Below are 11,570 nucleotides of genomic sequence, written 5' to 3' on the forward strand. Positions count from 1 at the left end.
TGCCATGAGCGAACGCCCGGAGCAGCGCAAGGACCCCGTCGACGCGATCATCGAGCAGTGGGCGAAGGTCCGGCCCGACCTGGACACCACCGCCATGGAGGTCTTCGGCCGGGTCAACCGGCTCTCGATCGCGATGGCGGACCGAGTGACGAAGGCGTACGCGGTGTTCGGGATCTCCCGCGGCGAGTTCGACGTCCTGGCCACCCTGCGCCGCTCCGGAGAGCCCTACACGCTCTCGCCCCGGCAGCTCTCCGCCACGCTGATGCTCACCACGGGCGGCATGACGGGCCGCCTCGACAAGCTGGAGCGCGCGGGCCTGCTGCGCCGCTCACCCGACCCGCACGACCGACGCGGCCTGCACGTCACCCTCACCGACAAGGGCCTGGCCCTGGTCGACGAGGCGGTCGGCGTGGGCCTCGCGGCGCAGACCGAGGCCCTGTCGGCCCTGGACCCCGAACAGGCCGGCCAACTGGCCGGCCTGCTGCGCGAACTGCTCCGCTCCACCGCGGGGTAGGGCCGCAACCGCGCCGCCTCACCCCACGTGGGCGGCGGGCTCACCCCGCGTGGGCGGCGAGTTCACCCCAGGTGAGCGGCGGGCTCACCCCACGTGGGCGGCGAACTCACCTCACGTGGGTGGCGAGGGCCGTCTCGATCGTCCGCTCGTCGGCCGACTCCGCCGCCCACGCCACATACCCGTCCGGCCGCACGAGCACGGCCGTACGGCGCCCGCTCGCCCAGCGTTCGACGGCCAGCCGGTCCTTGCGCTCGGCTTCCGCCCCGACCTCCTCCGGGGCGATCAGCACGAACCGGCCACCGCGCAGCGCCTCGTGCAGACGAGTGCCGCCGGCCAGGGCGACGTCGGGTGCCCGCCGGCCGGTGAGGCGGTGGGAGCCCCGGGGCGCGGGGTAGCGGTAGCCGATGCCGGTGACCTGGCCGAGCGCCTTGCGCCGCACCAGGCCCACGCTGCCGACCAGGGCGGCGACGGCGGTGCGCAGGGCGATCGTCCAGGGCCGCTTGGCCATGGCGGCCCGGACGATGCCGCCGCTGCTCAGCAGCACCGTCCGGCCGACGGGGTGGCGCTCGGCCTGGTAGGTGTCGAGGAGGGCGTCGTCCGCGTGCCCCTTGAGGACGGCGGCCAGCTTCCAGCTCAGGTTGGCGGCGTCCTGCAGGCCGGTGTTCATGCCCTGGGCGCCGGCCGGGGTGTGGACGTGCGCGGCGTCCCCGGCGAGGAAGACCCGGCCCGCGCGGTAGGCGGGGGCCTGGCGCTCGTCGCTGTGGAAGCGGGACATCCAGCGCGGGTCGTGCATACCGAAGTCTTTGCCGAGGGCACGCCGGGTGGTCGCCTTGATCTCGTCGAGGCCGACGGGGGCGTCGTCGGGGAGGTCACGGCCCCGGTCCCAGCAGATGACGCGGTGGTAGCCGTCGCCGAAGGGGACGAGGAAGGCGAAGGCGTCGCCGACGGCGTTGAAGGTGAGCAGTTCGCCGGGCTGCTCGGTGACCCGGACGTCCGCGAGCATGAGGGAGCGGATCACCGAGCGGCCGGGGAAGGGCAGTCCGACCGCGTTCCGCACGGTGCTGCGCATCCCGTCGGCGCCGACGACGTACGCCGCGCGCAGCGACTCCGTGGCGCCCCCGGGTCCGCGGACCTCGACCGTCACGCCCTCGGCGTCCTGCGTCAGCCCGGTCACCTCGGTCTCGTGACGGAACCGCACCCCGGCGTCGGCCGCCCGCCGCTCCAGGACCTCCTCCACCTCGTACTGCGGGAGGACCAGGATGTGGTTGAACCGGGAGGGCAGCGCGGACAGGTCGAGGTGGAGGCGGCCGTAGAGGCGGAACCGGGTGAGCCGCCGGCCCGACCGCTCCAGTTCGTCGGCGATCCCCCGGGCGTCGAACTGCTCCAGGGTGCGGGCGTGCAGGACGAAGGCGCGGGAGAGGTTGCTGATCCGGTGCGGGCGCTTCTCGACGACGGTGACGGGGACACCGGCGGTGGCGAGGTCGCCGGCGAGGAGCAGACCGGTGGGGCCGGAGCCGACGACGATCACGGAGCGGGCGGTGCCGTTCATCAGGGCCTCCCTGGAGCCGACGTACGTTGGTCAACAACTGTTTGCCAACGCTCGTTGACCAACGTACGGCGCGTTCTCAGCCGCGTCAACGGTTGTTGGCCTACGCGTGTTGGCCTAGGCTCGCCGACATGCCCGACAGCACGTCACCCGACAGCCCTCCCGCTCCCGCCCCTGCCCCTGACCCCGCCCCCGCCCGGCGCTCCGACGTCACGCGCGCCGCCATCCTCGACGCCGCCCGCGAGCGTTTCGCGGCCGACGGGTACGAGCGGGCCACCATCCGCGCCATCGCCCGGGACGCGAAGATCGACCCGTCGATGGTGATGCGCTACTTCGGCAGCAAGGAGGGCCTGTTCGCGGCGGCCGTGGCCGTCGACATCAGGCTGCCCGACGTGGGCGCGCTGCCCCGGCAGGAGGTCGGCCGCGTCCTCGTGGCGCACTTCCTCGACCAGTGGGAGGGGAACGAGGTGCTCACCGCGCTGCTCCGGGTCGGGGCCGGCAGCCAGGCCGGGGCCGAGCGCATGCAGGGCGTCTTCCGCGACCAGGTGATGCCGGTCGCCGGCCGGGTGTGTCCCGACCCGGAGCAGACCGCGACGCGCGCCGCGCTCACCGCCGCGCAGTTGCTGGGCCTGGCGCTCACCCGGTACGTCCTGCGGCTGCCGCCGGCCGTGGCGCTGACCCGCGAGGAGATCGTGGCGTGGCTGGGCCCCACGGTGCAGCGCTATCTGACGGCCCCGCATCCCTAGACACTCATGGCGCCAAAGACGAAGGCGCCGCCCGCGGCACACGTACCGCGGGATCGCGTGTACGTACGCTGCGGACGGCGCCCTCGGAGAGCCGCGCGGCGGTCCGGGTGAAGCTCCGCGTCAGGCCTTGGCCTCGGCCTTGTCGCCGGACTTGGTCGTGATGTTGGAGCTGGTCGGGTCCTTCTTCTTGTGCGTCCTGTCGCCGACCATCACCAGTCCGGCGATGACCAGGTACAGCACGATCGGGGCCACGACGAAGAGGCCCAGCGTCTCGATGACGCTCAGGCCCGGGCCGGGGTCGTCACCGTCGTCGCGGGTGAGCGCGCTCGCGGGGGACGACATGAGCAGCATCATCAGCGTCGTACCGGCTGCCAGGGCGCCGGCGCGCAGGGCGTTCTTCTTGTCCACGGTGTCAAAGTATCCAACGCCGACCGGGGCCGCGCGTCCGGGGTGCCGTAAGGAGCGCGGGCCTCAGGTGCCGACGTCCCGCAGCACCTCCGTCAGCGCGTGCAGCCGCGGTGAGGCGGCGAGGTCCTCCAGCGTCACCGGGCGCCCCTGCGCGTCGGCGATCGGCAGGCGCCAGTTCGGGTACTGGTCCCAGGTGCCCGGGAGGTTCTGCGGGCGGCGGTCGCCGACGCCGTCCGGGAGCCAGACGCCGACCATGCGGGCGGGAGTGCGCAGCAGGAAGCGGTGGACGGCCTGGATCTCGGCCTCCTCCGAGGAGGTGTCGGTGCCGCCGCCGGTGCCGTGCAGCAGGCCGAGTTCGGAGAGCAGGGAGAGCCACTCCGCCGTGTCGGCGGCGGCTTCGGCCCGTTCCTCCGCCAGCGGGCGGGTCAGCAGGCCCAGGCTGTCGCGGAGTTCGACGTGCTCGCCGGTGAGGCGGGCGGCGGTGGAGGGCAGGTCGTGGGTGGTGGCGGTGGCGAGGCAGTCGGCGCGCCAGCTCTCGGGGAGCAGGGGGCGGCCGTCGCCGTCCCAGTCGCGTTCGAACCACAGGACGGACGTGCCGAGCACGCCGCGCTCGCGCAGCGCCTCGCGGACTCCGGGTTCGACCGTGCCGAGGTCCTCGCCGATGACCAGGGCGCCGGCCCGGGAGGCCTCCAGGACGAGGACGGCGAGCATGGCCTCGGCGTCGTAGCGGACGTAGGTGCCCTGCGTGGGCGGGTGGCCCTGGGGGACCCACCACAGGCGGAACAGGCCCATGACGTGGTCGATGCGCAGGGCTCCGGCGTAGCGGAACAGGGCGCGCAGCAGCTCGCGGAAGGGGGCGTAGCCGGATTCCGCGAGCCGGTCGGGGCGCCAGGGGGGCAGGCCCCAGTCCTGGCCGCGGGCGTTGAAGGCGTCCGGTGGGGCGCCGACCGACATGCCGGCGGCGAAGTACTCCTGCTGCGCCCAGGCGTCGGCGCCGCCGGGGTGGACGCCGACCGCGAGGTCGTGCACGATCCCGACCGGCATCCCGGCCTCGCGGCCGGCGCGCTGCGCGGCGGTCAGCTGGGTGTCGGTGAGCCAGGCGAGCCGGGACCAGAAGTCGACGCGGTCCATGAGGCCGTTGCGGGCGCGGGTCGTGTCGGCCGAGCGGGGGTCGCGCAGGCCGGTCGGCCAGCGGTGCCAGTCGGAGCCGTGCACCTCGGCGAGGGCGCACCAGGTGGCGTGGTCCTCCAGGGCCTGCCCCTGCTCGGCGAGGAAGTCGCAGTAGGCGGCGCGTCTGCCGGGGCCGAGGGGGACCGCGCAGAGCAGTTCCAGCGCCTCTCGCTTGAGCTCCCACACGGCGTCCCGGTCGATGAGGGCGCCCTTCTCCAGGACGGCGGCACGCAGCCGGCCGGATCTCTCCAGCAGTGCGCGCAGCCGCTCGGGGTCCTCGGTGTACGCGGCCTCGGGGACGTCCTCGACGCGCAGGTGGACGGGGTCGGGGAAGCGGCGTGAGGAGGGGCGGTACGGGGAGGGGTCGGTGGGGGCGCCGGGCACGGCCGCGTGCAGCGGGTTGACCTGGACGAACCCGGCGCCGAGGGACCGCCCGGCCCAGCCGGCCAGCTCGGCGAGGTCACCGAGGTCGCCCATGCCCCAGGAGCGGCGGGACAGCAGGGAGTAGAGCTGGACGAGGAGTCCGTACGAGCGTCCGGTGGGGGTGGGCAGGCGGGGCGGGGCGATGATCAGGTGGGCGTCCGCGGTGCGGCCGTCGGGGGCGGTGGCGGTCAGCCGGTGGACGCCGGGCGGGAGTTGTTCCGCCGAGGCGCGCGTCTCGCCCTGCTCGGTCTCGATGCGCAGCCGGCTGCCCTCGGGGAGTGCGGCGAGGGCGGCCGGGGGGCTGCCGCCCCAGCCGACCAGGGTCGGTGGCAGCAGCCTCTCGGCCTGTTCCCGCTCGCGGGCGGCGAGCGCGGCGCGGACGGCGCCGGGCGTGCTCGCGTCCACGCCGAGGGCGGCCAGGGTCAGGGTGACCGCGGTGGCCGAGGCCGCGACCGTGCGGTCCGGGGACGGGCTGTAGGAAGTGGCCACGCCGTGCAGGGCGGCGAGGCGGGACAGGTCCTCGGAGGGCGCGTCGGCCGGCCGGGGTGCGGTCATCTAGGGCCTCGTGAAGTCCGGGACGAAGGCCGGGGGCTCGCTGGTCAGGGGGGCGGCTTCGGCGAGCGGCGGCTCGCTGGTGAGGGGCTCGGCGTCGGGCAGCGGGGGTTCGCTGGTGAGCGGGGGCTCGGTGCAGGTGCTCTCGGAGCTGAAGACGCAGTAGTGGGGGTCGTCAAGGTCGGCGGACGGGTCCGCCACGGGTTTGGACGGGGCCGGGAGCGGAAGGAAAGTCATCGCAGCCACGGGGGCCTCCTTGTCGGGTACGGCATTCGACGGGTTATCGCAGCCCTACCCAGTCGACGCGAAGGCAGACGCCCCAGGCCGAACATCGTGCTTCTGCTCACATCCCGCTCCCCTCCACTCTGACCATATTCCGTCAAATGCGGTCAGATCGGCCACTCTCGTTGACACTCTCACCGGCCGGGTGGTGGGCTCGTTCTCCCGGTCGGACACCTGTGGAGGGGGCCTGTGGGACTGCGGCGTGGGAAGCGGGCGGCAGCCTTGGCGGTCGCCGTCGTCGCCGGGAGCCTCGGCGCCCCGCCCGCCGCGGTGGCCGCCCCGCCGGCTCCCGGTACGAGCACCGCACCGACGTCCGACACGGCCGGGGCGGACCTCTCCGTATGGCCGCGCCCGCAGTCCCTGCGCGCGAACGGCGCCCCGGTCGCGGTGCCGGACGAGGTGGCGCTGATCACCGACGCGCGAGCCGACCGCCCTGCCGTCGAGGCCCTGCGCGAGCTGCTGCGGCAGGCCGGGGCCCGCCGGATCACGGACTCCGCCGCGCCCGGGGCCCTGGTCGTGCGCGCGCGGACCGAGCCCGTCCGGCGGGGCGACCGTCACGCCCTGCCCGCCGGGGGGTACGAGCTGTCCGTGGGCCCGGGCGGCGTCAGCCTCACCGGCACCGGAGAGGACGGCCTGTTCCACGCCGTGCAGACACTGCGCCAGCTGCTGCGCCCCGGCGGCGGATTCACGGCGGCCGTCGTACGCGATTGGCCCGGCACCGCCGTACGCGGCATCACCGAGGGTTTCTACGGCACCGCGTGGACGCACCGGCAGCGGCTGGCGCAGCTGGACTTCATGGGGCGCACCAAGCAGAACCGCTACCTGTACGCCCCCGGTGACGACCTCTACCGGCAGGCGCGCTGGCGCGAGCCGTATCCGGCGGGGCAGCGGGCCGGGTTCCGGGAGCTGGCCGAGCGGGCGCGCCGCAACCACGTCACGCTCGGCTGGGCGGTGGCCCCGGGGCAGGCGATGTGCTTCGCGTCGGACGCCGACGTGCGGGCGCTGACGCGGAAGCTGGACGCGATGTGGGCGCTCGGGTTCCGGGCCTTCCAGCTCCAGTTCCAGGACGTCAGCTACAGCGAGTGGCACTGCGAGGCGGACGCCGAGCGGTTCGGCTCCGGCCCCGAGGCGGCGGCGCGGGCGCAGGCCCGGGTGGCGAACGCGGTGGCCCGGCACCTGGCGGAACGGCATCCCGGGGCGGCCGGGCTGTCCCTGATGCCGACCGAGTACTACGAGGACGGCACGACCGACTACCGGCGGGCGCTGTCGGGCGCGCTGGCCGAGGGGGTCGAGGTGGCGTGGACGGGCGTCGGGGTGGTGCCCCGCACCATCACGGGCCGGGAACTGGCCGCCGCGCGTGAGGCGTTCCGGCACCCGCTGGTCACGATGGACAACTACCCGGTCAACGACTACGAGCCGGACCGCCTCTTCCTCGGCCCGTACCGGGGCCGGGAGCCGGCCGTCGCGACCGGTTCGGCCGCCCTGCTCGCCAACGCGATGCAGCAGCCGGAGGCGTCCCGCATCCCGCTGTTCACCGCCGCGGACTTCGCCTGGAACCCGCGCGGCTACCGGCCGGGCGAGTCCTGGCGGGCCGCGATCGCCGACCTCGCGGGCGGGGACCGGCGCCGCGAGCAGGCCCTGGCCGCGCTCGCCGGCAACGACGCGTCGTCGGTGCTGGACGAGGAGGAGTCGGCGTATCTGCGCCCGCTGACCGAGGCGTACTGGCAGGCGCGTACGGCGGGCGGCACCGGCGGGGACGGCACCGCCGCGCGCCGGCTGCGCGAGGCCTTCACGGTGCTGCGCGAGCTGCCCCGGCGGCTGTCGGGCACGGGCCTGGCCAGGGAGGTCGGGCCGTGGGCGGAGCAACTGGCGCGGTACGGCGAGGCGGGCACGACCGCGCTCGACATGCTGGACGCGCAGCGCGCCGGGGACGCGGCGGCGGCCTGGACGGCGTACCGCGGGCTCGGCGGCCTGCGGGCCCGGCTGGAGTCGGCCCGGGTCGAGGTCGGCGGGGCCGTGCTCGACCCGTTCCTGCGGCGGGCGCAGAAGTCGTACGCGGCCTGGGCGGGCATCGACCACGAGCCGCCCCGCGCCCCCGGCGACGGCCGCACCCTGCGCTTCCCGCACCCCCGCCCGCTGACGGCCGTGACGATCCTGACCGACCCCGGCACGGAGGGCACCGCCGAGGTGCACGTGCCCGGCCGGGGCTGGCGGGCCCTCGGCCACCTGTCCGCCTCCGGCGCGAGCGAGCTTCCCCTCCGCGACGAGACCCGACGGGGCCCCGCCCCGGAGGGCGACGCCGGGCGGGAGGCCGGGCGGGCGGCGGGCGCGGTGGCCGTGGACGCCGTGCGGGTCGTCGGGGCCGCCCCGTCGCGCGTGCGTCATCTCGTTCCCTGGTTCGCGGACTCCCCGGCCGCCTCCCTGGAACTGGCGCGGGACCGCGTGGACGCCGAGACCGGGCGGACCCGGCGGCTGACGGCCGGGCTCGGCTCGCTGCGTCCCGCCGACGCCCGCGGCAGGCTCACCGTCGAGGCGCCCGAGGGCGTCCGCGTCCGGGTGCCGAGCTCCGAGCTGACCGTGCCCCGCGGCACCACCGTGGAGGTCCCGGTCGAGGTGACCGTGGAGCACGGCACGCCGATGCGGTCGTACGACGTCCGGCTGCGCTTCGCGGACGCGACCCGCACGCTCACCGTGCGCGCCTTCCCGCCCACCGGCGGCCCCGACCTGGCCCGCACCGGCACCGCCCGCTCCTCGGGCGACGAGACGCCCGACTTCCCGGCGTCGGCGGCGAACGACGGCGACCCGGACACGCGCTGGTCCTCCCCGGTCGACGACGGCGCCTGGTGGCAGGTCGAGCTGCCCCGCCCGGCCCGCCTCGGACGGGTCGTGCTGCGCTGGCAGGACGCCCACCCCTCGGCGTACCGCGTCCAGGTCTCGCCGGACGGCCGCCGCTGGCGCACGGCGGCCGCCGTACGGGACGGCCGGGGCGGCCGGGAGAGCGTCCGCATGGACGAGCGGGACGTGCGCTTCGTACGGGTGCAGGGCGAGAAGCGGGCCACGCCGTACGGCTATTCGCTGTGGTCGGCGCAGGCGTACGCCGTGACGGAGTGAACCCGGCGAGACCCGTCGGCGAGTGACCGGCGAGACCCCGTCGGCGTTTTTCCCCTCCGCCCACTATTCACTCAGTACATGTACTGAGTACATAATGGTCGGCATGAGCACCCGCCACATCCTGCTGGGCCTGCTCGCCACGGGTCCCAGTCACGGCTACGACCTCAAGCGACGCCACGACGAACGCTTCCCGCAGGCCCGCCCGCTGGCCTACGGGCAGGTCTACACGACCCTCCAACGCCTCGTCCGGGACGGCCTCGCCGAGGTCGAGGGCACCGACTCGGACGGCGGCCCGGAGCGGACGATGTACCGCGCGTCGGAGAAGGGGACGAGCGAGCTGGCCCGCTGGGCCGCCGAGATCGCCCCGCCCGCGCCCTTCGTGGCGAACGAGATCTTCGCCAAGGTCGTCGTCGCGATCCTGACGGGCGGCGACCCGGCCGCGTACCTGGGCGCCCAGCGCACCGCGCACATGGAGCGGATGCGGGAGCTCACGGCGGTCAAGGCCGCCAGGGGCGCCGACCTGGCGACCGTGCTCTCGGCGGACTACGCCCTCAACCACCTCGACGCCGACCTTCGCTGGATGAACACCACGGCGGCCCGGCTCACCACCCTGACCGCGGAGGTCGACGCAGCATGACCAAACCCGTGCCTGTTCTCACGGCCAGTGACCTCGTCAAGGCGCACGGCAGGACGAGTGCCCTGCGCGGCGCGTCGATCGAGCTGGGCGCGGGCGAGATCCTCGCCGTGACCGGCCCGAGCGGCAGCGGGAAGTCGACGCTGCTGCACTGCCTGGCCGGCATCGTCCGCCCGGACGAGGGCTCGGTGACCTACGACGGCCGGCGCCTGGAGGACCTGCCCGAGAAGCGGCTGAGCGAGCTGCGCCGCACCGAGTTCGGCGTGGTGTTCCAGTTCGGGCAGCTCATCCCCGAGCTGACGGCCCTGGACAACGTCGCCCTGCCGCTGCTGCTGGCCGGCACCGACCGGGCCGGAGCCCGGGAGCGGGCCGGCGAGTGGCTGGAGCGGTTCGGGGTGCGCGGCCAGCAGGACCTGCGGCCGGGCGAGATGAGCGGCGGCCAGGCCCAGCGGGCCGCACTGGCCCGCGCCCTGGTCACCGGCCCGCGGGTCGTCTTCGCCGACGAGCCGACGGGCGCGCTGGACTCCCTGGCGAGCGAGCAGGTCATGACGGCCCTGGTGCGCACAGCCCGCGAGACGGGCGCGGCGGTCCTGCTGATCACCCACGACGCACAGGTGGCGGCGTACGCGGACCGCGAGGTGCGGCTCAGCGACGGGACCGTGGCCGGGCTGGAGGTGACCGCGTGAGATCCGACCTCCGTCTCGCCCTGGAGCTGATCCGCGGCTCCGACCGCCGGGAGTGGTGGCGGATCGCGCTCACCGTGACCGGCGCGGCGCTCGCGACCGGCTTCGCGCTCGGGGCCGTCGTACTGGCCTCCCTGCGGGGCGGTCACCAGGTGCCCGTGGGCCACGGCCTGCTGGACGAGCCCGGCACGCGCTCCGGGGTGATCGTCAGCCTGCTGCTCCTGCTCGTCCCGGTGCTGGGCTTCCTCGGCCAGTGCACCCGCATCGGCGCCGTGCACCGCGACCGGCGGCTGGCCGGGCTGCGGCTGGCCGGGGCGACGCCCTGGCAGGTGCGGCGGATCGCGGCACTGGAGACCGGGCTGGCCTGCCTGCTGGGCTCGGCGGTCGCCACCGTCTGCTCGGTGGTGCTCCTGCTGCGCCTGTGGGCTGAGCCGACCGTCCTCGCCTGGGCGGGCGTCGCGGCCGTCTCCGTCGGGGTGCCGGTGCTGGGCGCGGCGACGGGCGCGCTGGCCCTGCGCCGCGTGGTGGCCTCACCCCTCGGCTGGGTGCGCCGGGTGCGGCCGCGCAGCGGACGGGGCCCGGGGCTGCTGTTCCTGGGCGCGATGCTGCTGGTGGCGGTCCTGGCGCTCGGCGCCGTGCTCAGCACCTCCACCTCCCCCGGCCGGCCGGGCACGGATCACTGGCGGACGCCGCTGCTGGTGTTCGGCTTGATCATCGCGGTGGGCGCGGGCGCGGTGTGGCTCGCCGGGGCCACGGCGGGACTCACGGGGCGGCTGCTGGCGCCCCGGGCCCGGTCGGCGGCGACGCTGATCGCGGCGGAACGGCTGCGCGACGACCCGTGGGCGGCGGCCCGTACCCATGCGGCGGTGCTGCTGGTGACCATCGTGGGTGCCGTCTTCACGGGCGTCCGGCAGGTGCTCCTGGACGTGGTGAACTCGGACAGGCAGCTGAGCGAGAGCACGTCCTACTACACCACCGGCCTCGACCTGACGGCCACCGCCATCGCGGTCGGTCTCCTCATCACCCTGTCCGGTCTCGCCGTCGGCACCGCCGAGTCCCTGGCCACCCGCCGCCGCGGCCTGGCCGCACAGGCCGCCGCCGGGGTGCCGCACGCGGTGCTCGGCCGGGCGCTGCTGCTGGAGACCGCGCTGCCGCTGGCACCGGCGGTGCTGCTCGCGGGCGCCGGGGGCGCGGCACTCGGCACCGGATACGCCAAGCTCGCCGACGGCGGACATTGGCCCACGCCATGGACGGCGCTCCTGGTCCCCGTGGTGGTCTACGCCGCCTGCCTGCTGGCCGCCGCCACCGCGCTGCCCCTGCTGCGCCGCTCGGTGCGCCCCGGGGAACTGCGGTACGCCTGACCGCGCTCCGCAGGGCGGGCCGGCCCGGGGGAACGGGGGTTCCCCGCCGTCTCGGCCGCCGCGCCCATCGCACGCGCGATCCGCTCGACGACCGTCAGCTCCACGCCCTCCTCCAGCACGAAGGCGGCCGAGAGGTACGC

10 protein-coding genes and 1 pseudogene are annotated in these 11,570 nt (G+C 75.5%); 6 read left to right on the forward strand and 5 right to left on the reverse strand.

Features of this window, described 5'->3' with window-relative positions; all coding sequences use genetic code 11:
• The first annotated feature begins 4 nt into the window (after nt 1-4).
• Nucleotides 5-514, forward strand: coding sequence for a MarR family winged helix-turn-helix transcriptional regulator (locus ABZ948_RS29390; protein ID WP_359764499.1), 510 nt, complete (start codon nt 5-7; stop codon nt 512-514).
• A 106-nt stretch (nt 515-620) separates the two neighbouring features.
• Here ABZ948_RS29390 and ABZ948_RS29395 read toward each other — a convergent pair whose 3' ends face one another.
• On the reverse strand, nt 621-2,063 hold the full coding sequence (locus tag ABZ948_RS29395; protein ID WP_359764501.1) for an FAD-dependent monooxygenase: 1,443 nt from the start codon (nt 2,061-2,063) through the stop codon (nt 621-623).
• Nucleotides 2,064-2,191: 128 nt separating this feature from the next.
• Between ABZ948_RS29395 and ABZ948_RS29400 the strand changes: the two genes are divergently transcribed.
• Nucleotides 2,192-2,806: a TetR/AcrR family transcriptional regulator gene (locus ABZ948_RS29400; RefSeq protein ID WP_359764503.1), complete on the forward strand. Its 615-nt coding sequence runs from the start codon at nt 2,192-2,194 to the stop codon at nt 2,804-2,806.
• Nucleotides 2,807-2,926: 120 nt separating this feature from the next.
• Here the strand turns inward: ABZ948_RS29400 and ABZ948_RS29405 are convergent, their stop codons facing one another.
• From ABZ948_RS29405 to ABZ948_RS29415, 3 genes are all read right to left on the reverse strand, one after another.
• On the reverse strand, nt 2,927-3,214 hold the full coding sequence (locus tag ABZ948_RS29405) for a hypothetical protein (protein WP_359764505.1): 288 nt from the start codon (nt 3,212-3,214) through the stop codon (nt 2,927-2,929).
• A gap of 63 nt (nt 3,215-3,277) precedes the next feature.
• A complete protein-coding gene (gene malQ, locus ABZ948_RS29410) occupies nt 3,278-5,362 on the reverse strand; it encodes a 4-alpha-glucanotransferase (protein WP_359764507.1) in 2,085 nt (694 codons plus the stop codon).
• A complete protein-coding gene (locus ABZ948_RS29415; RefSeq protein WP_359764509.1) occupies nt 5,363-5,605 on the reverse strand; it encodes a hypothetical protein in 243 nt (80 codons plus the stop codon). It abuts the gene before it with no gap.
• A 225-nt stretch (nt 5,606-5,830) separates the two neighbouring features.
• On the opposite strand from ABZ948_RS29415, the gene ABZ948_RS29420 reads away from it, so the two are divergent.
• From ABZ948_RS29420 to ABZ948_RS29435, 4 genes are all read left to right on the forward strand, one after another.
• Entirely contained in the window at nt 5,831-8,752 is a 2,922-nt protein-coding gene (locus ABZ948_RS29420; protein WP_359764511.1) for a beta-N-acetylglucosaminidase domain-containing protein, read from the forward strand.
• A gap of 103 nt (nt 8,753-8,855) precedes the next feature.
• Entirely contained in the window at nt 8,856-9,389 is a 534-nt protein-coding gene (locus ABZ948_RS29425) for a PadR family transcriptional regulator (RefSeq protein ID WP_359764513.1), read from the forward strand.
• Nucleotides 9,386-10,072: an ABC transporter ATP-binding protein gene (locus ABZ948_RS29430; protein ID WP_359764515.1), complete on the forward strand. Its 687-nt coding sequence runs from the start codon at nt 9,386-9,388 to the stop codon at nt 10,070-10,072. The genes ABZ948_RS29425 and ABZ948_RS29430 overlap by 4 nt, the downstream gene beginning before the upstream one ends.
• Nucleotides 10,069-11,430 carry an FtsX-like permease family protein gene (locus ABZ948_RS29435; protein ID WP_359764517.1) on the forward strand — a complete coding sequence of 454 codons (1,362 nt, stop codon included), beginning with the start codon at nt 10,069-10,071 and terminating at the stop codon, nt 11,428-11,430. The genes ABZ948_RS29430 and ABZ948_RS29435 overlap by 4 nt, the downstream gene beginning before the upstream one ends.
• Here ABZ948_RS29435 and ABZ948_RS29440 read toward each other — a convergent pair.
• Nucleotides 11,346-11,570: pseudogene (locus tag ABZ948_RS29440) on the reverse strand (hypothetical protein); the annotation flags it as partial. The gene ABZ948_RS29435 and the pseudogene ABZ948_RS29440 sit on opposite strands and share 85 nt — an antisense overlap.

It is taken from the genome of Streptomyces olindensis (genome assembly GCF_040645895.1).
In the GTDB taxonomy this organism is placed as follows: domain Bacteria; phylum Actinomycetota; class Actinomycetes; order Streptomycetales; family Streptomycetaceae; genus Streptomyces; species Streptomyces olindensis.

Coding starts and splice junctions, on each gene's coding strand:
- ABZ948_RS29390 (WP_359764499.1), top strand. CDS start 5: ATGAGCGAACGCCCGGAGCAGCGCAAGGACCCCGTCGACGCGATCATC.
- ABZ948_RS29395 (WP_359764501.1), bottom strand. CDS start 2,063: ATGAACGGCACCGCCCGCTCCGTGATCGTCGTCGGCTCCGGCCCCACC.
- ABZ948_RS29400 (WP_359764503.1), top strand. CDS start 2,192: ATGCCCGACAGCACGTCACCCGACAGCCCTCCCGCTCCCGCCCCTGCC.
- malQ (WP_359764507.1), bottom strand. CDS start 5,362: ATGACCGCACCCCGGCCGGCCGACGCGCCCTCCGAGGACCTGTCCCGC.
- ABZ948_RS29425 (WP_359764513.1), top strand. CDS start 8,856: ATGAGCACCCGCCACATCCTGCTGGGCCTGCTCGCCACGGGTCCCAGT.
- ABZ948_RS29430 (WP_359764515.1), top strand. CDS start 9,386: ATGACCAAACCCGTGCCTGTTCTCACGGCCAGTGACCTCGTCAAGGCG.